This is a genomic window from Streptomyces aurantiogriseus, from assembly GCF_014649375.1.
GTDB classification, from domain to species: domain Bacteria; phylum Actinomycetota; class Actinomycetes; order Streptomycetales; family Streptomycetaceae; genus Streptomyces; species Streptomyces aurantiogriseus.
The window spans coordinates 45,800-69,513 of sequence record NZ_BMSX01000035.1 but is presented as its reverse complement, the minus strand read 5'-3'; the positions used below and the strand labels follow the sequence as shown (position 1 = coordinate 69,513).

Genomic DNA, 23,714 nt, shown 5'->3' with positions numbered 1-23,714 from the left:
GACGTCCAATTGATACGACCTGATACCACGCCACCCCTGTGTGACATGCAACCGGACCACTACCATCCGTGGGGTGACAGCGGGAAACGACACGGTTCTCGAACTGCTGCCGATGGTGTTCGCCGCCCCCAACGACGCGCTGGCGCGGGCGGAGGGAGTGCTCGACACCGATCCGACACCGTTGCACGCCTCCGTCGCCCACCAGGTGATCGGAATCTGGCAGCGGGACTGGGGCGACATGCGCCTCGCCCTGGACCATCTGCGGCGCGCCCGCGAACTGGCGGCGCGCGCGGACTCCGCCGAGCGCGAGGCGGACGTCCTGGCCACGCTCGGGGTGGCGCTGGTGCACGCGGGCCGCACCCGGCAGGGGCTGGCGGCGTTCGAGCGGGGCGTCGAGCGCGGGACGGGGCACACCCGCGCGCGCGTGTTGTACCGGCGGGCGTACTCCTGGTGGGTGCTCGGCCACCATCGGGAGGCCCTGGACGACGTACGCCGGGCGATCCCCGTGCTGCGGCAGGCGGACGACGTCATCTGGACGGCGCGCGCCCTCACCCTGCGCGCCACCGTGCACCTGGCCCTCGGGGCCATAAGGCAGGCCGACGCGGACTTTACGGCCGCCGAGGCGCTGTGGGACACCACGGGCCAGGAGCACGACAAGGCCGACGCGGTGGAGAGCCGGGGCCTGGCCGCGTTCCGGTCGGGGGACATCCCCGCGGCGCTGCGTCTGCTGGACGAGGCCGAGGAGCGATACGCCAAGCTCGGCACCCCCACGTTCATGCTCGACATCCGGCGCTGCGAGGTCCTGATGGCCGCCGGTCTCGCGCCCGAGGCCCTCGCCGAGGCGGACGCGGCGATCGCGGTCCTGGACGGCATCGGCGGGCAGTCCACCCGCAAGGCGGAGCTGCTGCTGGCCGCGGCGAAGGCCGCGCGGCTGGCGGGCGACGCGGGGACGGCGATCGCGCGGGCCGCGCTGGCCGTGCGGCTCTTCGCCGGGCAGCGGCGCACCTGGTGGGAGGCGCACGCCCAGCTGGTGCTGATCGAGGCGCGCGTCGCCACCGGGCGCGGGTCGGGCCGGCTGGTGGCGGAGGCGGTCCGGGTGGCGGAGCGGCTGTCCGCGTTCGGTGCGCCCGCCGCTCCGGAGGCATGGCTGCTGGCGGGCCGGATCGCACTGGACCTGGACTGGACGACCGACGCCGAACGCTATCTGGCGGTCGCCGCGCGCAGCCGGCGCAGCGGGCCGCCGCTGGCCCGGATGACGGGCTGGGCGGCGCAGGCGCTGTGGGCGCGGGCGACCGGCTCCGGGCGGGGCGTGCTGGAGGCCTGCCGGCGCGGGCTCGACGTGCTGGACGACCACCGTACGACGCTGGGTGCCTCGGAGCTGCGTGCCCGTGCCACCGCGCAGGGCGCCGAACTCGCCGCGCTCGCCCAGCAGGTGAGCCTGGAACGGGGCGGGCCCCGGCAGTTGCTGGTGTGGAGCGAACGCTGGCGGGCCACGGTCCTCTCGGCACCGCCCACCCGCCCGCCGGCCGATCCGGCGCTGCTGAGCGGCCTGACGGCGTTCCGGGAGATCGCCGCCCGCGCGGAGAGCGCGCGGATGGACGGCCGGCCCGTGCCGACCCTGGAGCGGGAGCAGCGCCGTCTGGAGCGGGAGATCCGCTCCCGGACCCTGCACATCCGCGGGGACGCGCCCGGGGACGGCGACCGGTTCGACGTCGGCCGGCTGCTGGCGCGGCTCGGCGAGGGGCGGCTGGTCGGACTCGCCGTCCTGGACGGGCGGGTGCAGGTGCTGCTGTGCGGGGGCGGGCGGGTACGGCGGTTCGCGGGCGGGCTGCTGGCCGAGGCGGAGCGGGAGGCCGAGCATGTCCAGGCCGGGCTGCGGCGGCTCGCCCACCCCGGGGCGGAGGACCGGCTCGCGGTGGTGGAGGTGATGGGGCGGCGGCTGGAGGAGCTGCTGCTGGGCGAGGCCGCGGACCACCTCGGCTCCGGCCCGGTGGTGATCGTGCCGCCGGCGCGTCTGCACCGCGTCCCCTGGGCGCTGCTGCCCTCGCTGCGCGACCGGGTGCTCAGTGTGTCGCCGTCGGCGAGCAGCTGGCTGCGGGCCCGGGAGACCGAGCCGCCGCCGGGCGGACGGCATGTGCTGGTGCGCGGCCCGGGGCTCGCGACCGGTGGGGCGGAGGTGCCCGAGGTCGCGGGCCGGTACGGCAGGCCGACGGTTCTGGAGCAGGCGGACGCGCGCGTGCCGCGGGTCCTGGCGGAACTGGACGGGGCCGCCCTCGCCCACATCGCCGCGCACGGCACCTTCCGGGCCGACAGCCCTCTGTTCTCGTCCCTGCGCATGGCCGACGGCCCGCTGATCGTGCACGACTTCGAACGCCTCGCCCGCAGCCCCTACCGGATCATCCTCTCCAGCTGCGACACCGCCCGTCTCGCCTCGGTCGGCGCCGACGAACTCCTCGGCCTCGTCACGGCGTTGCTGCCATTGGGCACGGCGGGCGTGGTGGCGAGCAGCGCGCCGGTGAACGACGAGGCGGTGGTCGCGCTGATGCTGGCCCTGCACAAGGGGCTGAGCGCGGGCCTGTCCCTGGCGGAGGCGCTGCGCGACGCCCGGGCGGCGCTGCCGGGGGACGCGCTGCATCAGGCGACGGGGTGGGCGTTCACGGCGTTCGGAGCCGCGTGAACGCCCTTTCCGTCGGGCCCGGCCCCCTCGGTCAGGCCGGCTGCGCGTCCGGCAGCCGCACCAGCCAGGGCAGGGATCCCCGGTCGCTCGCGCCCAGGCGGGTGTAAGCGCTGTAGAGGTGGTTGCCGACGGTGCGGACGGAGAGGGTGAGGCGCTCGGCGATCTGCCGGTTGCTCAGCCCGGCCGCCGCGAGGGTGACGATCTGCCGTTGGCGGGCGGTGAGTTCGCCCAGGACCAGGCCGGACAGGGCGGGGGTGCGGGCGCCCTGGCAGCGGCGGGCCAGGGCGACGGCGCGGGTGCGGGCGGTGCGGGCCGCACGGGGGTCCCGGTGGGCTCGTACGGCCTGGGCGTGGGCCTCCGCCGCGAACAGCAGGAAGCCGCGTTCCTCCAGCTCTTCGGCGACCCGGTCGAGGGCGGGTCCGTCACCCCGCGCGAGCGCTTCTGCGTGGCGGGCGAAGACGCCGTCGGGCGGGAGGAGCCCCGCGGCCCGCTCCGGGGCACCGAGGCGCACGGCGTCGTAGGCGGCGTACGCGTCCTGGGCGGCGTACGCGGCGTGCTGGTCGGGGGTGCTGTCCGCCTGCCCCAGCTGGGCTGTGGCCAGGGCCAGTTCGCGGTGGCAGGCGCTGTCGTCCGGGGCGCTTGCCAGGCCCTCCGCGGCCCAGGCCGCCGCCTCGCGCGGTTCTCCCCGCAGCCGTGAGAACCGCGCGCGGACGGCCGCGTAGGCGGGCGGGACGGGTTTCCCTTCCGCGACCAGCCACTCCCCCACCGGCGTGGGCGTCGCGCGGACGTCCATCCGGGCGATGCGGTCGGCCAGCGCGGTCGACTCCGCGTCGAGAGCCGGTTCGTACGGCTCCCGTGCGCCGGTCAGGCGCCGTGCCCGCAGGCGGCCCGCCGCCGCGCGCAGCACCGGGCCGTGCAGGGGGTGGGCGAGCCGGACGGTCGCGTCGTCGGCGGCGTGGATCAGGCCGTCCGACTCGAGGCGTTCGAGGATGCGCAGGTCCAGGGTGTCGACGGGGAGGGGCAGGGGTTCGGCGAAGGCGAGGCGGTCCAGGGTCTCGCGTTCGCCGGGGTCGGTGCGGGCGAGGACGGGGGCGGCGGTCTCACGCAGGGCCGGGGTCAGCGGGACCGGGCCGCGCCACCTCCACGCGTCGCTGTCCGCGGACCGGGTGAGCAGGCCCTGCTCGCACAGTGCGTCCAGCAGGTCGCGCAGCACGCGGAGGTCGCCCCCGGACAGGTGGTGCAGGCGGTTGAGGGTGAGGTGCTCCAGGGGGCCACCGGCGGCGGTCGTCAGCAGGTGGGCCGTCGCGTCGTGGGGCAGCGGTTCCAGCGCCAGTCGGGGCAGGAGCTCGCCCGTCCGGAGGCGGGTCACGGCTCCCGGCGCCGGTGCGCCGTCCGTGGCCAGGACCAGCAGACGGGTGCGGCCCTGGACGGCCAGCTGGTGGACCAGGGCGGCGGAGGCGTCGTCCAGCAGGTGGGCGTCGTCGACCAGCAGCAGGCGGACCCCGGAGAGGAGGTGGACGGCTCGGTGGAGGGTGACGCCCGCGGGGAGCAGGTGGGCGAACGCGGCGAAGGGGGTGTCCCGGGTCTCGGGGGTGCCGGCCACCCTCGCCCAGTCCGCGCCCCGGACCGCCTCCAGGGCGAGGCGGGTACGGCCGCAGCCGGCGGGGCCGGTCACCACGATGCCCGGCCGGCCGGCCGCCAGCGAGCGGCGGACCAGCTCCAGTTCCTCCTCCCGGCCCGTGAACGGCCAGGACGGCGACCGGTCGGGCGACAGGGACAGCGAACGGGGCAGCGGACGAGACGGCTGAAGGGACGGCGGAAGGGACGGCTGGGGGGACGGCGGAAGGCTCTTGGCGTCGCGTACGGAAGTCGTCACATCTACTGGAGTCCGCATACTCATGCCTGATACAGGGCGACTTGAGTAGCCCCCGACTCAGGCTTCCGGGCGGCGCCCCACGGCACCCTGGAGTCCATGACCGCCCGCTACTGCTCGCTCGCGCAGCAGCCGGCCCCCGCGTTCGCCCCGGGGCTGGCCGCCGAGCGGCTCGGTGCGCTCATGAGCGGTCGCCGGATGTGGGTCAACGGCACCGCGCTGCACTACTACTTCTTCGGCGGCGAGACCGACGGCTCGGTCATTCCCGTACCGGGGTCCGGGGGGACCCGGCGGGTGTCGTGGGGCGGCGGCAAGGACCAGCAGGACGTGGTGCGCGACTGCTTCCGCGAGTGGCAGGACCTCGGCATCGGGGTGACGTTCACCGAGGTCGCCGACCGCTCGGAGGCCGAACTGCGGATCGGCTTCCAGCAGGGCGACGGCTCCTGGTCCGCCGTGGGCCGGGACGCGCTGCGGGCGGGTCTCCACGAGCGCACCATGAACTTCGGCTGGGACCTGACCGCGCCCGGGGAGCGCGCGACGGCCCTGCACGAGATCGGGCACGCGCTCGGCATGCAGCACGAGCACCAGAGCCCGTTCGCCGGCATCCACTGGGACGACGAGGCCGTGTACGCCGATCTGGCGGGCCCGCCGAACTTCTGGAGCCGGGAGCGCACCTTCTTCAACGTCCTGCGCAAGCTGGACCCGGCCGAGGTCAACGGCTCGGTGTGGGACCCGCAGTCCGTCATGGAGTACCCCTTCGCGGCGGGGCTGATCCTGCAGCCCGAGCAGTTCCGCGGAGGCGTGCACCCGCCGGGCGAAGTGTCGCCGCTGGACAAGGAGTTCGTCCTCCGCTGGTACCCGCCGCTCGACGCGCCGCGTCCGCCCGCGCTGGTGCCGTTCCGTTCGGCGCCGCTCTCGCTGGGGCCCGGTGAGCAGGCCGACTTCATCCTCGACCCGCCGGAGACCCGCGAGTACGCCCTCGCCACCTTCGGCGCGAGCGACTCGGTCGTCGTGGTCTTCGAGGAGCGGGACGGCGAGCCCCGCTTCCTCACGGGACGGGACGACGGCGGCACCCCGGACAACGCCACGATCAGGGCCCGGCTCGTCAAGGGCCGCCGCTACTTCGTCCGCGTACGCCTGTACTCCGGCTGGGGAACGGGCGAGACGGCCGTCATGTGCTGGTGACGGCACAGCCCGCCACGCGGGCACACAAGCCACAGTCCGGCGCCGGGGGACAGGCCGGGCTACGTCACCTTCGGGGGAGGGAGACGTAGCCCGGCCGCACCCGTGTGCGACGGCCGGTGCGAACGGCGTGCTTCCCTCGTGCGAACAGGCCGGCCGAGGGCCGGACAGGAGCGTCCGGGTGGTGTGAGCATGACGTCATGCTCCCGGGAGAGGATCGCGCTGCCCGGCGGGTGCTGACGGTCTGTCCGGCTCGCGTCGGCGGGCGGTACGGTGGCCGCGGTCGCCCTGCCACTCACCGCACTGCCCGTGGTGCCGGCGGTCGTCCAACTGGGCTCCGGCGCCACCTCCGGCCTGACCGCCTCCCCCAACCAGGCCCGGGTGCTGCAGCACGCGCCCGCCGAGGCGGCCGGGGTGGCGGGCGGCATCCTGCAGATGGCCCGTCATACGGCCCCGCGACTGCGGGCGGAGCAGGAGCGACAGCAGACGGTCCGCTCGCACCCCTGCCCTCACCTCCTCGTCGTGCGGGCCCCGACATCGCTGACAGAGGGTGTCAGCCACGCGGCCGTAGCCTCGCAGGAGCAGCGATCAGCGATCAGCGATCAGCGATCAAGGGAGAGAACCAGCGATGATCACCGGTTATGTCATCGGCGAAAGCCTGCGGCCCGGTGCCGGGTTCGCGCCGGAAGGGCTGCGGCTGCGCGGTGTGCGCAGGATCGACGTGTCGGGGAGCGCGGCCGACGGGCAGCCCGGAGTGTGGACGCTCGTCGAATGGGAGGCCGACGAGGGTGACGCGGCCGGGATCGCGGACGCGCTCGCCGACGCGCTGGAGCCGGAACTCGGCTGGTACGCCGACTTCAGCGCGGGCGACGAGCGGGTCGTGGTCTTCGCGGGCAGGGTCTTCCGTATCCGGCGCGGCGACGCGGTGGGCCGCGCCGAGGCCATCGCGTACGGGCGATCCGTGGGGACGCCCGAGCATCAGCTCGACTGGAAGGAGTGACCCCGGCGGCGCCACTCCCCCGCGAGCAGTTCGTAGGAGCGGACTCGGTCGGCGTGGTCGTGAGTGATCGTCGTGATGAGCAACTCGTCGGCGCTCGTGGCCTCCTGGAGCTGCTCCAGCAGGTCGGCGACCGTGCCGGGGGAGCCGGCGAACTGGGTGTCCACGCGGTCCTGCACCAGCGCGCGGTCCGCGTCGCTCCAGGCGTGGGCGCGGGCCTCCTCGGGGGTGGGGAACGGGATGGCGCCCTCGGCGGTGCGGATGCTGCGCACCCACAGGCCGTAGCCGGTGGCCAGTTCACGGGCCCGCGCGTCGTCCTCGGCGACGACGACGTCCGCCGAGACGCTGACGTACGGCTCGTCGAGGACGGCGGACGGTTTGAAGTGGCCCCGGTAGCCGTCCACCGCTTCCAGGACCGTCGCCGGGCTGACGTGGTAGTTGGCCGCGAAGCGCAGGCCGCGCGCGCCCGCGACCTCGGCGCTCTGGCCACCGCTGCTGCCCAGGATCCACACCTCGACGTCGGCGCCCTCGCCGGGTACGACATGCGCCTCGGTGCCCTCCGCTGAGCGGTAGGTACCGGCGAGCAGAGCGAGGACGTCGTCGATCTGCTCCGCGTAGTCCTGGGACTCGGCGCCGGGCAGCAGGAGCAGCCTGCGCTGGACGGCGATCCGGGGTGAGCCGAGGAGGTGTTCGAAGGAGAAACGGGGCGGGATGAGCAGGCCGTTGGGTGCCCGGCCGGCCACCACCGGGGTCGCCGTCGAGGGCGGGGTGGACGGCTGTCCGGGCGGGCGGCCGCCGGAGCGGCCGAGGCCGAGGTCGAGGCGGCCGGGGTGCAGGGCGTCGAGCAGGCCGAACTCCTCGACGGTGCTCAGCGCGGTGCGGTGGCCGAGCTGGACGGCCCCGGAGCCGAGCCGGATCGTGGAGGTGGCGGCGGCCGTCAGTGCGAGGACGACCGCCGGGGACGTTCCCGCCACGCCCGGATTGAGGTGGTGCTCGGCGAACCAGTAGCGGGCGTAGCCGAGACGCTCCGCCTGCCGGGCGAGGTCGATGGAGTTGCGGAGGGCGTCCGCGGCTGTCGAGCCGGAGGAGACCGGGACGAGGTCCAGGACGCCGAGGGGGATGTCAGACACGGGCGGGCTCCTCCCTGACCGGCGACGCCGGAAGGACCGGGGCCCAGTCGAAGGGCGGGTCCGGGATGTCCTTGCGCAGCACCGGCGCCACCGCCGACTGGAACAGCTCCAGCGAGTCGCGGTGCTGTGTGCCGGTGAGGCCGCTCGCGTCCGTGTGCAGATGCAGGACCGTGTGTCCGAACTGCTCGTGGTAGCGGTGGGCCTTGTCGATGACCTGCTGCGGGCTGCCGACCAGGGCCGAGCTGCGCTCGACGAAGTCCTCCAGGGTCTCGAAGACCACGGGCAGCCCGGCCTGCTTCTGGAACGCCAGGGTGCCCTCGAAGACCGGCCGGTACGCCTCCAGGGCCTCCTGGGAGGTGCGGGCCACGTACAGGCCGGCCGTGCCGGCGCCGACGGCGATGCCGGCCGGGTCGTGACCGTAGTGCTCCCAGCGTTCGCGGTAGTGGCGGATCAGCTCGGCGTACGGCTCGATGGGGTGGGTGACGTTCGCCGAGAACAGCGGGTCGCCGTAGCGGGCGGCCAGGTCGACGGACTCCTTGCTGGTGGCGCTGCCGTGCCAGACCCGGACGGGCTGCTGGTACGGGCGCGGCCACACCTCGGCGTCCTTGAGCCCGGGGCGGAAGCGGGTCGCCGCGGTGACCTTGTCCTGCCGCCAGATCCGCCGGAACACCTCGTAGCTCTCGGCGTTGCGCTCCCACTGGTCCTCGGGCGTGACGTGGAACAGCGCGCGCTGGGCGGCGCCGTTGCCCTTGCCGATGATCAGCTCCAGCCGGCCGCCGGAGAGGTGGTCGAGGGTGGCGTAGTCCTCGTAGGCGCGGACCGGGTCGAGGAGGCTGAGGGTCGTGACGGCGGTGAACAGCCGGATCCGCCGGGTCAGGGCGGCGATGTGGCTGAGGACGACCGGTGGGGAGGAGGAGATGAACGGCCGCTCGTGCCTCTCCCCCACGCCGAAGCCGTCGAAGCCGAGTTCCTCGGCGAGCAGCGCGTTGTCGAGCACCTCGCGGAAGCGGTCCTGGGTGGACTTCTGCACCCCGGTGACCGGGTCGGGGCGGTGCACGATCAGCGTGATGGCCAGGAACTTCACGACTCCACCCGCTCGGCGGCGCCCGTCTCGTCCGGGTGGGCGAGGCCCAGGTGGTCGCGCAGGGTGGTGCCCTCGTAGTCGGTGCGGAAGACGCCCTGTTCCTGCAGGAGCGGGACGACCTTGTCGGCGAAGTCGTCGAGGCCGCTCGGGGTGATGTGCGGGACGAGGATGAAGCCGTCGCCGGCGTCGGCCTGGACGTACTCGTTGATGGTTTTCGCGACGGTGGCCGGGGAGCCGACGAAGTTCTGGCGGTTGCCGGTCTCGATGACCAGGTCGCGGATGGACCAGTTGTTGGCCGCCGCCAGCTCGCGCCACTCGCGGGCGGTGGCGAGCGGGTCGCGGTACATGCGGACCTGGGCGCGGCCCCGGGAGACGGTGTGTTCGCCCGGCAGCGGGTCGACGTCCGGGAGCGGTCCGTCCGGGTCGTACGCGGAGAGGTCGCGGTTCCAGACCCACTCCAGGTGCTTGATGGCGGTCGCCCCGCTCACCTGCTGCCGTCGGACCTCGTGGGCGATCTCCTCGGCCTCGGCGTCGGTGTCGCCGAGGACGAAGCTCGCGGCGGGCAGGATGAGCAGCTGGTCGGGGCGGCGGCCGTACTTGGCGAGGCGGGACTTCACGTCCGTGTAGAAGGCCTGGCCGGTGTCGAGGGCCGCGTACCGGCTGAAGATGGCGTCGGCGCTGGAGGCGGCGAACTCGCGGCCCTCCTCGGAGTCGCCGGCCTGGAAGATCACCGGGCGGCCCTGGGGGCTGCGCGGGACGTTGAAGCGGCCGTGGATGTCGAAGTGCTGTCCCTCGTGGACGAAGGCGCCGGCCTTGGCGTCGCGCAGGAAGGTGCCGGTGGCCTGGTCGGCGACGATCTCGTCGCCCTGCCAGGAGTCGAAGAGCTCGCCCGCCGTGGCGAGGAACTCCTTGGCGCGGGAGTAGCGCTCGTCCTGCGGGAGGAAGCCGCCGCGCCGGAAGTTCTCGCCGGTGAAGGCGTCCCAGGAGGTGACGACGTTCCACGCGGAGCGGCCGCCGGAGAGGTGGTCGAGGCTGGCGAACTGGCGGGCCACCTCGTAGGGCTCGTTGAAGGTGGAGTTGATGGTGCCGGTCAGGCCGAGGCGGTCGGTGACGGCGGCGAGCGCGGCGAGGACGGTGAAGGTGTCGGGGCGGCCGACGACGTCGAGGTCGTATATCTGCCCGCCCTGTTCGCGGAGCCTGAGCCCCTCGGCGAGGAACAGGAAGTCGAACTTGGCGCGTTCGGCGGTCTGCGCGAAGTGCACGAAGGAGCTGAACTCGATGTGGCTGCCGGCCCTCGGGTCGCTCCACACGGTGGTGTTGTTGACGCCGGGGAAGTGGGCGGCCAGGTGGATCTGCTTCAGGGGCTTGCTCATGTCGGTGGTCTCTCCGTCCGGCTCAGGCTGCGGCATAGCGGTTGGCGGGGCGGGGCAGGCCGAGCAGTCCGCGCAGGGTGTCGGCCTCGTACGCGCGGCGGAAGGCGTCGCGGCGCTGGAGCTCGGGGACGAGACCCCGGGTGATCGCCGGGAGGTCGTGGCCGGCCACGGCGGGACGCAGCCGGAAACCGGTCAGGCCGGCAGCCTGCAACTCCTGGAGCAGATCGGCGAGTTGGGCGGGAGTGCCGGTGAAGATTCGGGCGTCGCTGGTGTACTCCTCACCCGCGAGGGTGTCGAGGCGGTCGCGGCGGGCGGCGGCCTCGGCCGGGTCGTCGTCGAGGAAGACCACCAGGTCGGCGAAGACGTGCAGCGGCTCCTCGGCCCGGCCTGCCGCCTCCTGCTCGGCGCGGATCTCGGCGACGATCGCGCGGGCCTGGTCGGCGTCGTGCGGGGTGACGTACCCGACGTCGGCGGCACGGGCCACCAGACGGTACGGGACCGTGTCGTGGGCGAGGGCGGTCACCAGGGGCTGGCCCTGGGGCGGGCGCGGGGTGATGGAGGGGCCCTTGACGCTGAAGTGGCGGCCCTCGAAGTCGATGTAGTGGAGCTTGTCGCGGTCGATGAACCGGCCCGTGGCCACGTCCCGGATCTCCGCGTCGTCCTCCCAGCTGTCCCAGAGGCGGCGCACGACCTCCACGTGGTCGGCGGCCTCGTCGAAGAGGTCGGTCACCAGGTCCCGGGTGGCCGGGTCGTCGTAGGCCCTGATGCGCGGGATGGTGCGGCGGCCGAAGTGGTCGGCCTCGTTCGGCCGGGCGGTGATCTGGACGCGCAGACCCGCGCGGCCGGTGCTGACGTAGTCGAGGGTGGCGATCGCCTTGGAGATGTGGAAGGGCTCCGTGTGGGTGGCCACCACGGTCGGGACCAGGCCTATGCGGCGGGTCAGCGGGGCGACGCGGGAGGCGACGAGGACGGCGTCGAGCCGGCCTCGGACCTGGTCGGTGCGGTCGTCCGGGTCGAGGAAGTGGGAGGACTGCGGGCCTAGGCCGTCCTCGATGGTGACGAAGTCGAGCAGGCCGCGCTCGGCCTCGGCGACCAGGTCGGCCCAGTATCCGGCGGTGAACAGCTCACGGGGGCGGGCGACCGGCTCACGCCAGGAGGCGGGGTGCCAGCCGGTGCCGTCGAGGGCGACGGCGAGGTGCAGGGGGGAAACGGGCGTTGCGAAGGGAGCTGAGGACACGGGAGTGCCTTCCTGGAGGTCCGTACGAGAGAGCCGGCCACGCCCGGAACGGGGGCACGGCGGAGGAACGGGTCAGGAACAACAGAGCGCGCCGGCCACGCGCTGGAGGTCGATGTGGGGCCGGGAGTGGAGACGTATGGCACGGAGCGGGTTCAGGACGCGGGTGAGCGGTGCATCCGTCACGTCCGTCACCTCCGCCCGTCGGGATCGGCCGGCCGCTGTCGTGGGCGGCGCCTGGTACATCTCGTCGTGAGTCACAACGCCCCGCCCTCGCCGGGTGTTCCCGGGGTGCGTACGAGCAGGATGGTCGAGCGGCGGCGGAGGGTGAAGCCGAGCGACTCGTAGAGGCGGATCGCCGGCGTGTTGTCCGCGGCGGCGTGCAGGAACGGGGTGTCGCCGCGCTCGCGGATGCCGTGGGCGACGGCGCGGATCAGTCGGGTGGCGAGGCCCCGGCCCCGGTGCTCGGGGGCGGTGCAGACGGCGCTGATCTCGGTCCAGCCGGGCGGGCGGATCCGTTCGCCGGCCAGGGCGATCAGCTGCCCCTGGTGCCGGATGCCGAGGTAGGTGCCGAGTTCGACGGTGCGCTTGAGGAAGGGGCCGGGCCGGGTGCGGGCCACCAGATCGAGGATCTCGGGGACGTCGGCGGGACCGAGCCGTTCCGCCTCGGGGGCGGGCTCGGCCCGTAGCGCGGTGTCGACGAGCTGGACGCCCACCCCGCCACCGACCACTTCCCAGCCGTCGGGCACCTTCTCGACCGGCTTGATCCGTACGACGGTCCCCGCGCCGACGAGCCGGCGCAGGTCGGCCCAGGCGGCCGGGTCCGCGGGATCGGCGAGGGCGGCGAAGGCGTACACGTCGGCCGGGTAGCGGGCTGCCCTGCCGACTCGTTCGGCGAGGTGGGCGTGCGGGCCGTCGAGGGCGGCCCAGACGGCGTTGTCGAGGACGGGTGCGTCGAGTGCGGTCGGGATCGAGGGTGCTCCGCCTCCGCGGACTTCGGTCTGGTGAGCCACGGAGGCGGAGTCCCTTCCTAATTCAACTTGCATGGGTCAGAGGTGAGGTGACGTACGGTCAGGAGTTGGTCAGCGGCAGGCCGGGCGGGTTGACCTCGGACTTCTCGACGGCCTCGTTGGAGAGGTTCCAGGCGGCGAGCCACTTGGCGTACTGACCGTTCTCGATGAGGTGGTTGATGGCGTCGGCGAGGGGCTTGGCGAGGCCGCTGTCCTTCTTGGCGGTCGCGGCGATCAGGCCCTGGAGCGTCTCACCGGCACCGGAGAACTGGCCCCCGATACGGGTCGCCTGGGGCGTGCCCGCGGTCTTCGCCGCATGGTAGGCGAGGTTCGGGTTGGGGCCGAAGTAGGCGTCGATCTTGCCGCTGTTCAGCGCCAGATAGATGCTGTTGGTCTCCTGGAAGTACTTGACCGTGAGGGGCTTCTTGCCCTCCTTGGCCAGCTTCGCCTTCCACTCCAGGAGGATCTTCTCCTGGTTGGTGCCGTTGCCCACGGAGACCGTCTTGCCGGCGAGGCTCTCGTAGTTGCCGTCGAAGTTCCAGGTGTTGTCCTTCTTCACCTCGAAGGCGAGGTCGTCCTTCCGGTAGGAGGCGAACTCGTACTTCTTCTTGCGCTCCTCGGTGTCGGTGATGTTCGAGAAGCCGACGTCGACCTTTCCGCTGTCGATGCCGATGAACAGGTTCTCCCAGGTCGACCGGCGCACCTCGGGCTCGAGACCGAGGACGGCGGCCACCAGCCGGCCGAGGTCGACCTCGGAGCCCGTGAGCGTCTTCTGGTCGCTTCCCACGAAGCCGAGCGGGGGGCTGCCGGACGGCAGCGTGCCGGATCCGATCACCAGCTTGCCGCTCTTCTTCAGGGCCTCGGGAAGTTCGGCGCTGATGGACTTCACCTCGGAGACCTTCAGGGTGGTCTCCTTGGCCGCACCGTTGGACAGCCGGCCCACGGTGACCGTGCCGGCGGCGTCGGTCGTCTTGGTGGCGGCGTCGCTCTCGCCCCCGCAGGCGGCGAGCCCGGTGGCGAGGGTGGCGACGGCGGTCGCCGTGGTGATGCCGCGTATCAGGCTGCGTCGGGAGAACTGGGTGGGCATGGCTGTCCTTGTCGTTCGGAGTGGGTGGTGGAGGTGACGTGGGGGGTGGGGGGATGCAGGGGTACCGGCGGAGCCGGCCGGGTCAGAGCACCTTGCTCAGGAAGTCCCGGGTGCGCTCGTGTCGCGGCTTGTCCAGGACCTCGGCGGGCGGGCCCTGTTCGACGATCCGTCCGCCGTCGATGAAGACGACCCGGTCGGCGATCTCACGGGCGAACCCGATCTCATGGGTGACGATCACCAGGGTGGTGCCGCTTCTCGCCAGGTCCTTGATGACGGCGAGGACCTCCCCGACGAGTTCGGGGTCGAGGGCGGAGGTCGGCTCGTCGAAGAGGATGACCCCGGGACGCAGCGCCAGGGCGCGGGCGATGGCCACGCGCTGTTGCTGACCGCCCGACAACTGCCGTGGGTAGGCGGCGGACTTGTCGCCCAGACCGACCCGGTCCAGCAGTTCGCGGGCGAGTTCCTGGGCCTCGGCCCTGCCGAGCTTGCCGGTCGCCACCGGGGCGGCGGCCACGTTGTCGAGCACGGTCAGGTGCGGGAAGAGGTTGAAGTTCTGGAACACGAAGCCGATACGGCTGCGCTGGGTCAGGATGATCCGCTCGCTCAGCTCCTTCAGCCGGTCGCCCTGCCGGCGTACGCCGATCAGCTCGCCGTTGACGCTGACGTGGCCGATCTCGGGCTTCTCCAGGTGGTTGATGACCCGCAGCAGGGTGGACTTGCCGGACCCCGACGGGCCGAGGATCACGGTGACCTCGCCGGGCCGCACCGTCAGGTCGACCCCGTTCAGCACCCGGTGGGTGCCGTACCACTTGTGCACGTCGTGCACCTCGACGGCGGCGGCGTTCTGAGTCGTCTCGGCGGTCATACGGCGGCCTCCCGGCGGATGCGGGCCCGCAGGTCGGTGAGACCGGTCCGCAGCTTCTGCAACGGCGTCGGCGGCAGGGTGCGCGTGGCACCCCGGGCGTAGTACCGCTCGACGTAGAACTGGATGACGGACACGACGCTGGTGAGGATCAGGTACCAGACGGTGACGACCAGCAGCAGCGGCACGATGTCACCGGGGTAGGTGGAACCCATCGTCTGCGCGGTGCCGAACAGGTCGAGCAGCGACACGTAGAAGACCAGCGAGGTGCTCTTGATCAGGCCGATGAGCTGGTTGACGTAGTTCGGGGTGATGGAACGCAGGGCCTGCGGCCAGACGATCTTCCGGAACTGGTAGCTCTTCGGCAGGCCGAGCGCGGAGGCCGCCTCGTGCTGGCCCTGGTCGACGGAGAGGATGCCGCCGCGGACGACCTCGGCCGCGTACGCCGCCTCGTTGAGGCTGAGGCCGACGACGGCGACGACCATGTCGGTGGCGAGCCGGGACTCGTCGAAGGTGAAGAAGGCCGGTCCGAAGGGGACACCCACGCTGAGGGTCTGGTACAGGGCGCTGAAGTTGTAGAGGAACAGCAGGACCACGATCAGCGGGATCGAGCGCAGCGCCCAGACGTAGGTCCAGCTGACCGCGCGCAGCACCGGGCTCCTCGAGAGCCGGGCCAGGGCGAGCAGGATGCCGCCGAGGAGGCCCAGCACCGCGCTGTAGGCGGTGACTTCGAGGGTGATGAGGAGCCCGTCGAGGATGGTGGGCCGCAGGAACCAGTAGCCGAAACGGTCCCACTGGTAGAAGGGGTTGGAGACCAGACCGTGGACGAACTGGGCCGCGAGGACGAGGACGATCGCGGTGGCGATCCAGCGGCCGGGTCGCCGCAGCGGAAGAACTCGCTGGGCGGCGAGCTGTTTTGACGGGGTGTCGGAGGACGGAGGTGCCTCGGTGACGGACACGGCGGCGCCTGGGGGTTGACTCATGAGGGGCTCCGGCGGAGTCGGGACCCCCCGGGACACGGCGGACACGCTGTGGCCACGCCGGCCGCTCAGCGGCAGGACGGGACACAGGGAGACGCACGGGCACCGGGGGCTGGGCGGACGGACACACCGCGACAGGAGCGGCGTTCGTCAGGAAGGCGGGGCTGCGGAGGGGGACGTCAGCCCCGACAGCGGGCACAGCCCGGTGCGGTACACAGTGCGCTGTTCACACGCAGCAGATCGACGGCCCGGTCGGCGACGAGCAGGTCTGCGGGCGGCTGTCCGCAGCCCTGAGGGCGGCGTACGGCCGTCCTGGGAGCTGCGTACATGTCCGTCACCCGTCTCTTCCGGCCCCGTGGGCCTTCGCGCTTACCGAATCGTCGTCGGTCCGGTCGTCACCTGGGGCACCCCACCGCGGTGCGAGGGTTGCCGGTCAGCAAGCCAGGGCTTGTCGCTGACGCTCATGACCGTTCTGGCCCGTAAGTAAGACAGCCGGCCGAACGGATGTCAACGCCGTGTCCACGGAGTGGACTTGGTTCAGGGGCGGTTGACCTGCGGTCGTGTGCCCGTGGCTGGGGTCGAGTGGGTCGCCCAGTCCAGGATCTGGACCGCGGCGCCGGCGGCCTCCAGGCCCTGGCAGCGGGCTCGGTGGCGGCGGTGGATACCGTCGAGGTCGAGGTGGGTGCCGAAGGCCGGGTGGGCGGCCAGACGGCGCGCGTAGGACCACAGGGCGGGGTGGTCGGCGATGCGCTGGACGGCGGCCGCGTCGAGGTGGGTGCGGTGCACGGTGTCGAGTTGGACGAGGGTCACCCACAACTCGACGTCGGCAGCGGTGATCTGATCCCCGATCAGGTACTTGTGCACTCCGAGCCCTTGTTCCAGTACGCCGAGCGTGGCGAGCAGGGTGTCGAGGGCGGCGGTGCGCTCCACCTCCCCGACGCCGGCCGCTCCGGCGCGCTGCGCGGCCTCCTCGATGCCCTGCGCGCACATCCGCTCGACGGCCTCGAGCTCCGACTCGGCGCCGCAGGGGTACAGCGTGACCCGGCCGCCGGCGAAACGCCGGGCGAGATCGCGGGCGATGTCGGGGCCGTGGGTGGAGACGATCCGCCCGGACCAGTCGTCGCTGAGCACCGGCCCGAGGGCGGGTCCGGTGTAGCGGTGGGCGCTGGCGTCGTAGAGCGGGCGCAGCGCGGCATGACCGCCGTCCGGACAGTCGGGGACGGCGGGCAGGAACGTCACGGGACAGGCCCGGTCGAGGCCGAGGAGGCCATGGGTGACGGCGATGCGCAGCCCGTCGGGGTCGGCCGGTGAGAGGTGGAGGCGGTAGCGGCGCGGCACGGCGTAGTGGCCGCTGCGTGCGTCGCGGCCGATCCGGCCCCGGAAGGCGGGGGCGGGGCGGACGGACGGGTGGGCGGCCGGCGGTGTGACGGACATGGGTCTCCCCGGGGGCGGGCGCGCGACGGACGCGCGGCGGATGCGACGTCGGACGGGGGGCGCGGCTCCGGTCCGCGCGCGCCGGACGGGACGGCGTCCAGGGGACACCGCCGGTGCGGTTCGGCGCGGGGACGGGCCGGTTCAGCCCAGGGGGATCGCGCTGCAGACGCGCAGCAGATCGATGTGACGGCGGGAGGTGAGAAGGGGCGACGACCATGCCGCGCGGCTCGCTCGGCCGGTGACCCGCTCAAGGCACCCCATGTTTCCCTACCTGTTCACTAGGATTCCTGGATCCGAGTGTCGATCCGCCTCCGGCCGGCGTCAAGAGGGTGTCCATCAGGTGAGTGGAGGCCCCGAAAAAGGCGTCCGCGACGGCCGTCGGCTGCAGGACTCGGCGAAGGCTCCGGCGGTCAGGAACCCGCCAAGAAGGCTGCGCCCCCCGGAGGACGGCATCGCGGAGCACCGCCACGAAGGCGGCGTCCGCCGCGAGTCCACCTGACCCGCGCGGCCCGGCCGGCGGACGACGCCGGCGAGGCCCCCGCAGGGAGTTGCGGGGGCCTCGTCACACGCAGTGCTGCGGTTTCACCTCACGGGCGGGTCCTCACGGGCGGGTCTTCTGGTTCGCCGCGAACTCGTCGGCGGCGGCGAGGTCGAAGTCCCCGTGGTCGCTGCCGAGGCCCTGCGCGACGAGTGCCGCCGCGGCGCATCCCAGTACGGCGGCGTCCCGGGGCGCGCGCCCGAGGCCCACGCCTCGCAGGTAGCCCGCCGAGAAGGCGTCACCGCACCCGGTGGTGTCGACGACGTCGACCGCGAAGGCGGGCACTGTCTCGCCGCCCTCCCCGGTCGCCACGAGCGCGCCCTCCCCGCCCCGCGTGACCGCGACGACCCCCGCACCGGCGCCGAGCAGCTTCTCGACGCCCGCCGCCAGGTTCTCCTCCCCGGAGAAACCGAGCACCTGGTCCTCGTTGGGCAGCAGATGGTCGACGTAGGGCAGCGCGGCCGCGATCTGCTCGAAGCTGCCGAGGACGCCGGGGGCGAGCAGGTCCACCGAGGTGACGGTGCCGTGCTCCTTGGCGTACGACAGGATGCGCGTGGCGACGTCGACGCCGATCAGCTCGGGGCCGCCGAGGTGCAGGTGGGTGGCCTCGGCGAGGGCGTCCCAGGGCACGTCGTCGAGGCCGTAGGTGATGTTGGCGCCGAGGAGGTGCAGGGAGGGCCGGTCGCCGTTGGGGCGGATCGGCAGGACGCTCGCGGAGGTGGGGGTGTCGGCGCGGCGGACGAGGAACTCGGTGCCGATTCCGGCGCGTCGGAGGAGCTGGACGAGCATGTCGCCGGTCGGGTCGGTGCCGATGGCGCCCGCGCTGCGGACCGACGCACCGAGCTTGGCGAGGGTGAGGGCGGTGCCGCCGGCCGTACCGGCGGCGGTCATCCGGATGTCCTCCACCAGCGTCGCGCCCTGGCCCTCGGGTATGGCCTCCACCGGCCGTACCAGCACGTCCAGGACGTGCACGCCCATCGTGACGACCTTCATCGGTTTCCCTCCTGCGCGGGTGGTACGGGGTGAGTGGTGCCGTAGTCGCGGGCGAGCGCGGCCTCGATCACCGCGAGCTGCTGCTGTTCGTCGAGGACCCGGGGCCGGCCCATGGAGGCGGCCCGCTGGTAGACACCGCAGGCCCATTCGAGCAGCAGCGCATGCTCGACCGCCTTGCCGAGGGTGGCCGCGTGGGTCACGGCGCCGTGGTTCGCCATCAGGGCGGCGCCGCGCCCGTCGAGCGCGTCGAGCACCGACTCGGCGAGCTCCGGGGTACCGAAGGTGGCGTACGGCGCGACGCGCACGGTGCCGCCCAGGGCGAGCAACTGGTAGTGAACACAGGGGAGTTCGTCGAGCACACAGGAGACGGCGGTGGCCATCGGCGCGTGGGTGTGGACGACCGCGCCGGCGCCGTACCGGCGGTAGACGCCGAGGTGCAGCTCCAGTTCGGAGGTCGGCTGAAGGGTCCCGGCCACGACCTTCCCGTCGAGGTCCACGACCGTCACCTGGTCCGCGGTCAGTTCGGCGAGGACCGCTCCGGTCGCGGTGATCGCGACCCGCTCCCCCGCCCGCAGGCTGACGTTCCCGGCCGTGCCGATGAGGAGGCCCTCGGCCCCCAGGCGCCGGCAGGCGTCGGCCACGGCGGCCCGCTCCTGACCCAGCGCGGAGCTTGAGTCGGTCATGGGCGCGACGCTAGCGTAAAGGTGAAACAATGTCACGTTCATGTTCGGAGGCCGTCCTTGGGCCAGGCGACCGCTGATCCGGGCCGCACTCCCCTGCGCCGTACACCCCGCCAGGCGCGCAGCAAGGCGCGGCTCGCGCTCGTCCTGGAGGCCGCTGAGCGCGTACTGGTCGACGAGGGGGTCGAGGCGCTCACGACGACCCGGGTGGCGGCCGAGGCACAGGTGTCGGTGGGCTCGCTGTACCAGTACCTGCCCGACCGGGACGCCATCGTCGACGCCCTCGCGGCGGGCTGCTTCACGCGTCTCGAGGCCGTCATGGACGACCTGGTCCGGGCCGCGGCGGCCGAGCGGTGGGACGACCCCGTGGGCGTCCTGATCGACACGTTCGCCGGCCTCTACCGCACCGAACACGGTTTCCGTGCCCTGTGGTTCGGCAGCGGGCTGACCGAACGGACCCGTGCGGCCGACCGCGAGCACAAGCGCCGCATGGCCGAGGGCGTCCGCCGCGTCCTGCTCGCGCTGGGCACCGTCCGGGACGACGAGGCCCTCGCCCGGTCGTGTCACGCGGCGGTCCTGGCGGCGGACGCGCTGGCGCAGGAGGCGTTCCGGCGGGACGCCGGGGGTGACGCGGAGCTTCTCGACGAGGCGAAGGTGATGTTGCGGGGTTATCTGGCCGCGGTCGTGGGGCGCTCTCCGTCCCGCCCGTGAAGGCCGACGCCCGACCGCCCGGGACGTCGCCTCGGCGGGATCGTTGAGGCAAACGGTGCAACTCGGGGCGCAGTCCTCGTCACCGCGCTGCTTTCCTGTCTGCGGAAACCCTCATCGGGAGGGCCCCTACAGGAAGGCGAGGACGACCATGACCGAGGCAGACCGGAGGCCGTCCGCCCTGCTCCGGGCCGGTGCCCGGGGGCTGGTGGCCGCCATGGCGATGACGGGCATCCGCACGGTCACCACGACCCTGGCACCGCAGCAGAAGTCGCCACCGGAGGCGATCGTGGAGAGGTTCGCGCCGACCGCGGTCCTGCGGTCGCGGGAACACCGCCGGGAGGCGGTCACGGAACTGCTCCACTGGACCTACGGCGCCACCGGCGGTGCCGTGTTCGGGCTGCTGCCGGCCCGTCTGCGGGGCATGCCGATGACCGGGCCCGCCTACGGACTGCTGGTCTGGCTCGGCTTCGAGCTGGCCGTCGCTCCGGCGCTCGGCGTGCAGCGCGCGGAGCAGCGGCGCGCGCTGTGGCGGGTGGTCGTCGCGCTCGACCACATGCTCTACGGCGTCGTGGTGGCCGGACGCCTGGCTCCTGAACCCGCGGTCACCGCCCGCACGGCCGAGGCGGTCGACGACGAGGACGACGGCGTGCGCCGGTAGGCCCGGCTCCCCGACCGGCCCCACTTCTCCCCGGGCGTTCCACGGTCGTTTCCAGCACTTGGGTGCCCTCGATCCCCCTGAAGGCCCAATCCCGCCGCGCTCGCCGGGTGCGCTCGCGCAAGGAATGTCACGGTATGGGAGGAACTGCACACATATGCTGATCGGAGGAGCGGAATGCCGCAGGCCGGAGTCGACGATGCCGTCACGTCCGCTGTCGCGACAGCGGACGCGGCCGTGGCCGTGGCCGTGGCCTCGCCGGGCCCGGGGCGTGACTTCGGTCGGTTGAGCGCCGTCGCCGACGCGGTCCTCTACGAGGGCTACCTGCTCTACCCCTACCGCCGCTCGTCGCCCAAGAACCGGGTGCGCTGGCAGTTCGGTGTGCTGTTCCCCCGTGACTGGGTGGAGCGGGAGGGCCCGGTCACTCCCGGGCTCTCGGGTTCCGCCGACTCCTGGTACCAGCAGACCGAGTGCCTGCTGCGGATCCAGCGGCCGGAGGCGGTGGTGCGCGTGCGGGTGCGGTACCTGCAGATGCAGCACAAGCAGGTCGAGGAGGCCGGCCGGGACGGAAGGCACCGTCCGGTCGAGTCGCTGCGCACGGCCGACGGCACGGTGCACCTGACCTTCGACGAGGCGGTACCGCGCGAGACGGACCTCGTCGTCCGCCTGGACGAACTGCTGCGGCGGGAGTCCGTCTTCCCGGTCGGCGCACCCGCCGGGGAGGAGACCGAGGAGATCCCCGGGGGCACCGGGCGGGTGGTACGGCGGCGTGCCGCCGTCCGGGCGAGCACAGCCGTCGTCGCCGAGCGGCTCGGGGACGACGTCTGCAGGCTTCGGATCCGTACCGAGAATCAGGGGCCGGCGCCGGACCCGCGGGCCGTTCGCGACGAGGCACTGCGGGGCGCGCTCATCGCGACGCACACGCTCGTCGGCGGCGACGGCGTGGAGTTCGTCTCGCTGATCGACCCGCCCACGGACCTGCTCGGGCACGCCCGGGCGTGCCACAACGCGTTCACCTTCCCCGTCCTCGGCGGACCACCCCCCGAGGGGGTCCCCGATGAGAACGGCGCCGCGGGAGCCCGGGACGGAGCCTGCGGCTCCACCCTCATCTCCTCGCCGATCATCCTGCCCGACCATCCGCAGGTGGCCCCGGAGAGTCCGGGAGACCTGCACGACGCCGCGGAGATCGACGAGATCCTGACGCTGCGCACGCTGCTGCTGACCGACGAGGAGAAGCGCGAGGCGCGCGCCACCGACCCGCGGGCCGCCCGGATCCTGGACCGGGTGGAGACCATGCCGCCGGAGGTCTTCGCCCGGCTGCACGGCGCCATCCGGTCACTGACCCCGGCCACGCCGTCGCACTGCGCACCGCCCTCGTCGGCCCCCGCGCCCACGGCCTCCCCCGGTCCCGCGTCCGCCCCCACGGCCGACCGGCCCGCATGGTGGCGGGAGGGCGCCGACGACGGCCTGTCCCCCACGACCGACACAGTGCCGGTCGACGGCGTCCCGGTGGGCGGCGGCAGCCGGGTGCGGCTACGCCCGCGGGGCCGGGGTGCCGACGCCCAGGACATGTTCCTGGCCGGGCGGACCGCACGGGTCGCGGCCGTCTTCCACGACGTGGACGGCAGCGTGCACCTCGCCGTGACGCTGGACGACGATCCGGCGGCCGAGCTGAACGGCTGGTACGGCCGTTTCCACTACTTCCGGCCCGACGAACTCGAGCCTCTGGAGCCCCCGGTGTCCCGGCTCGCCGCGGGTCGGGCGGAGCCGTTCGAGCCGTCCCGGCCGCCGCACGAGCGGCCCGAGCAGCCGGCCGGCGAGCCGGCGGAGGGACGGTCCGGTGGACAGGCCTGAGAGACCGGCACCGGGCCACCGGGCGGCCGGCCGGCCGGGGTGCGGACCGTCCGGGCACGCGGCGCCGGACGAGCGGGCGAACCGTTTCCTCGCCGTGCGGCCGGCGCCCGACGGCGAGAAGCCGGCCCGCGACGGCCTCGGCGCACGACGCACCGCACCGGCCCGGCCGCATCCTCCCGCCCCGGACCGTCCGCCCGCGCTGGCTGGGCCGTCGGCCGCGGGGCACGACCGACTCGGGGACCGACTGCAGCGGAGGCCCAAGACATGACCATCGACAGCGGCACGCACGACGTTGCCACCGAGCCGAGCCGTGCCGAGGCACGCGAAGGCTTCGACGAGATCACCATCCTCTGGATCTCCGAGGGGATGAGCTGCGACGGCGACTCGGTGTCGTTCACCGCGGCCGGCCAGCCCGCGATCGAGGACCTGGTCCTGGGACTCATCCCCGGTCTGCCGAAGGTGAACCTGCACAACAAGGTGCTCTCGCCGAGCCTCGGCGGCGAGGACTTCCTCGCTCCGTACCGCGCGGCGCTCCGCGGTGAGATCGCACCGTTCATCCTGGTCATCGAGGGCTCGATCCCGAACCAGAAGATCATCGAGGGCGACGGGTACTGGACGTCGTTCGGCAACGACCCGGAGACCGGTGAACCGCTGACCCTCAACTGGTGGATCGACCGGCTGGCCCCGAAGGCGTGGGCGGTGGTCGCCGCCGGCACCTGTGCCACGTACGGCGGCATCCACGCGATGGCGGGCAACCCCACCGGCTGCATGGGCCTGGCCGACTACCTCGGCTGGGACTTCACGTCGCAGGGCGGCCTGCCGATCGTGAACGTCCCCGGCTGCCCCATCCAGCCGGAGAACTTCATGGAGACCCTGGTCTGGGTCCTCTACCACGCGGCCGGGTCCGCCCCGCCGCCCCCGCTGGACCAGATGCTGCGCCCGCAGTGGCTGTTCGGCAAGACCGTGCACGAGGGCTGCGACCGCGCGGCGTACTACGAGCAGGCCGACTTCGCCCGGGACTACAACTCCCCCAAGTGCCAGGTGAAAGTGGGCTGCTGGGGACCCGTCGTCAACTGCAACGTCCCCAAACGCGGCTGGATGGCGGGGATCGGCGGATGCCCCAACGTCGGCGGCATCTGCATCGGCTGCACCATGCCCGGCTTCCCCGACGCGTTCATGCCGTTCATGGACGAGCCGCCCGGCGGCAGCTTCTCCACCCTCATGGTCAAGCCCTACGGGGCCTTCGTCCGGCGGATGCGCGGCATCACCAACGCCGTCGTCAACCGCGAGCCGAAGTGGCACCACAACAAGCCGGTGCTCACCTCCGGCTACGACCCCCACTGGCGGCCGTGACCTGGAG

The 23,714-nt window shown here is 73.2% G+C and carries 21 protein-coding genes and 1 riboswitch; of the genes, 7 read left to right on the top strand and 14 right to left on the bottom strand.

Going from position 1 to position 23,714, the window contains the following annotated elements:
* Positions 1 to 112: 112 nt before the first annotated feature.
* Positions 113 to 2,677, top strand: a complete 2,565-nt coding sequence (locus tag IE263_RS43845) for a CHAT domain-containing protein (protein WP_189943739.1) — start codon at positions 113 to 115, stop codon at positions 2,675 to 2,677.
* A gap of 31 nt (positions 2,678 to 2,708) precedes the next feature.
* Here the strand turns inward: IE263_RS43845 and IE263_RS43840 are convergent, their stop codons facing one another.
* Positions 2,709 to 4,457: a LuxR family transcriptional regulator AbsR2 gene (locus tag IE263_RS43840; protein ID WP_373312281.1), complete on the bottom strand. Its 1,749-nt coding sequence runs from the start codon at positions 4,455 to 4,457 to the stop codon at positions 2,709 to 2,711.
* A gap of 192 nt (positions 4,458 to 4,649) precedes the next feature.
* Here IE263_RS43840 and absR1 point away from each other — a divergent pair, with 192 nt between their 5' ends.
* Both absR1 and IE263_RS43830 read left to right on the top strand, forming a co-directional pair.
* Positions 4,650 to 5,735, top strand: a complete 1,086-nt coding sequence (gene absR1, locus IE263_RS43835) for a beta-glucuronidase AbsR1 (RefSeq protein ID WP_189943728.1) — start codon at positions 4,650 to 4,652, stop codon at positions 5,733 to 5,735.
* Positions 5,736 to 6,360: 625 nt separating this feature from the next.
* Complete coding sequence (locus IE263_RS43830; protein WP_189943727.1) at positions 6,361 to 6,732, top strand: hypothetical protein; 372 nt, start codon at positions 6,361 to 6,363, stop codon at positions 6,730 to 6,732.
* Here the strand turns inward: IE263_RS43830 and IE263_RS43825 are convergent.
* The 13 genes from IE263_RS43825 to IE263_RS43775 form a co-directional block, all read right to left on the bottom strand.
* The gene (locus IE263_RS43825) at positions 6,711 to 7,859 is read right to left on the bottom strand and encodes an LLM class flavin-dependent oxidoreductase (RefSeq protein WP_189943726.1); all 1,149 of its coding nucleotides are present in this window, start codon (positions 7,857 to 7,859) and stop codon (positions 6,711 to 6,713) included. The two genes, IE263_RS43830 and IE263_RS43825, sit on opposite strands and share 22 nt — an antisense overlap.
* Positions 7,852 to 8,943, bottom strand: coding sequence for an LLM class flavin-dependent oxidoreductase (locus IE263_RS43820; protein WP_189943725.1), 1,092 nt, complete (start codon positions 8,941 to 8,943; stop codon positions 7,852 to 7,854). Before IE263_RS43820 ends, IE263_RS43825 begins: the two co-directional genes overlap by 8 nt.
* Positions 8,940 to 10,316 carry an NtaA/DmoA family FMN-dependent monooxygenase gene (locus tag IE263_RS43815; RefSeq protein ID WP_189943724.1) on the bottom strand — a complete coding sequence of 459 codons (1,377 nt, stop codon included), beginning with the start codon at positions 10,314 to 10,316 and terminating at the stop codon, positions 8,940 to 8,942. The genes IE263_RS43820 and IE263_RS43815 overlap by 4 nt, the downstream gene beginning before the upstream one ends.
* Before the next feature lie 22 nt (positions 10,317 to 10,338).
* On the bottom strand, positions 10,339 to 11,553 hold the full coding sequence (locus IE263_RS43810; protein WP_189943723.1) for an LLM class flavin-dependent oxidoreductase: 1,215 nt from the start codon (positions 11,551 to 11,553) through the stop codon (positions 10,339 to 10,341).
* Between the two features lie 72 nt (positions 11,554 to 11,625).
* Positions 11,626 to 11,796, bottom strand: coding sequence for a putative leader peptide (locus IE263_RS50240; RefSeq protein ID WP_373312280.1), 171 nt, complete (start codon positions 11,794 to 11,796; stop codon positions 11,626 to 11,628).
* An 11-nt stretch (positions 11,797 to 11,807) separates the two neighbouring features.
* Positions 11,808 to 12,596, bottom strand: coding sequence for a GNAT family N-acetyltransferase (locus tag IE263_RS43805; RefSeq protein WP_189943722.1), 789 nt, complete (start codon positions 12,594 to 12,596; stop codon positions 11,808 to 11,810).
* A 25-nt stretch (positions 12,597 to 12,621) separates the two neighbouring features.
* Positions 12,622 to 13,647, bottom strand: coding sequence for an ABC transporter substrate-binding protein (locus tag IE263_RS43800; protein WP_189943721.1), 1,026 nt, complete (start codon positions 13,645 to 13,647; stop codon positions 12,622 to 12,624).
* An 82-nt stretch (positions 13,648 to 13,729) separates the two neighbouring features.
* Positions 13,730 to 14,512 carry an amino acid ABC transporter ATP-binding protein gene (locus IE263_RS43795; protein WP_189943720.1) on the bottom strand — a complete coding sequence of 261 codons (783 nt, stop codon included), beginning with the start codon at positions 14,510 to 14,512 and terminating at the stop codon, positions 13,730 to 13,732.
* Complete coding sequence (locus IE263_RS43790) at positions 14,509 to 15,492, bottom strand: amino acid ABC transporter permease (RefSeq protein ID WP_189943719.1); 984 nt, start codon at positions 15,490 to 15,492, stop codon at positions 14,509 to 14,511. Before IE263_RS43790 ends, IE263_RS43795 begins: the two co-directional genes overlap by 4 nt.
* Before the next feature lie 357 nt (positions 15,493 to 15,849).
* A riboswitch (SAM riboswitch) is annotated at positions 15,850 to 15,958 on the bottom strand.
* 68 nt (positions 15,959 to 16,026) lie between these two features.
* Positions 16,027 to 16,923, bottom strand: a complete 897-nt coding sequence (locus tag IE263_RS43785; protein WP_189943718.1) for a glutathione S-transferase C-terminal domain-containing protein — start codon at positions 16,921 to 16,923, stop codon at positions 16,027 to 16,029.
* Between the two features lie 141 nt (positions 16,924 to 17,064).
* Positions 17,065 to 17,184, bottom strand: a complete 120-nt coding sequence (locus tag IE263_RS50235; protein ID WP_373312278.1) for a putative leader peptide — start codon at positions 17,182 to 17,184, stop codon at positions 17,065 to 17,067.
* A gap of 340 nt (positions 17,185 to 17,524) precedes the next feature.
* Positions 17,525 to 18,454, bottom strand: a complete 930-nt coding sequence (locus IE263_RS43780) for a carbohydrate kinase family protein (RefSeq protein WP_189943717.1) — start codon at positions 18,452 to 18,454, stop codon at positions 17,525 to 17,527.
* Positions 18,451 to 19,137 carry a class II aldolase/adducin family protein gene (locus tag IE263_RS43775; RefSeq protein WP_189943716.1) on the bottom strand — a complete coding sequence of 229 codons (687 nt, stop codon included), beginning with the start codon at positions 19,135 to 19,137 and terminating at the stop codon, positions 18,451 to 18,453. Before IE263_RS43775 ends, IE263_RS43780 begins: the two co-directional genes overlap by 4 nt.
* Positions 19,138 to 19,194: 57 nt before the next feature.
* On the opposite strand from IE263_RS43775, the gene IE263_RS43770 reads away from it, so the two are divergent.
* From IE263_RS43770 to IE263_RS43755, 4 genes are all read left to right on the top strand, one after another.
* Positions 19,195 to 19,845 carry a TetR/AcrR family transcriptional regulator gene (locus tag IE263_RS43770; protein WP_189943715.1) on the top strand — a complete coding sequence of 217 codons (651 nt, stop codon included), beginning with the start codon at positions 19,195 to 19,197 and terminating at the stop codon, positions 19,843 to 19,845.
* A gap of 148 nt (positions 19,846 to 19,993) precedes the next feature.
* Positions 19,994 to 20,503, top strand: coding sequence for a hypothetical protein (locus IE263_RS43765; RefSeq protein WP_189943714.1), 510 nt, complete (start codon positions 19,994 to 19,996; stop codon positions 20,501 to 20,503).
* 174 nt (positions 20,504 to 20,677) lie between these two features.
* Positions 20,678 to 22,354, top strand: a complete 1,677-nt coding sequence (locus tag IE263_RS43760; RefSeq protein WP_229911501.1) for a hypothetical protein — start codon at positions 20,678 to 20,680, stop codon at positions 22,352 to 22,354.
* Positions 22,355 to 22,618: 264 nt separating this feature from the next.
* A complete protein-coding gene (locus IE263_RS43755) occupies positions 22,619 to 23,707 on the top strand; it encodes an NADH-quinone oxidoreductase subunit B family protein (RefSeq protein WP_189943713.1) in 1,089 nt (362 codons plus the stop codon).
* Positions 23,708 to 23,714 lie beyond the last annotated feature (7 nt).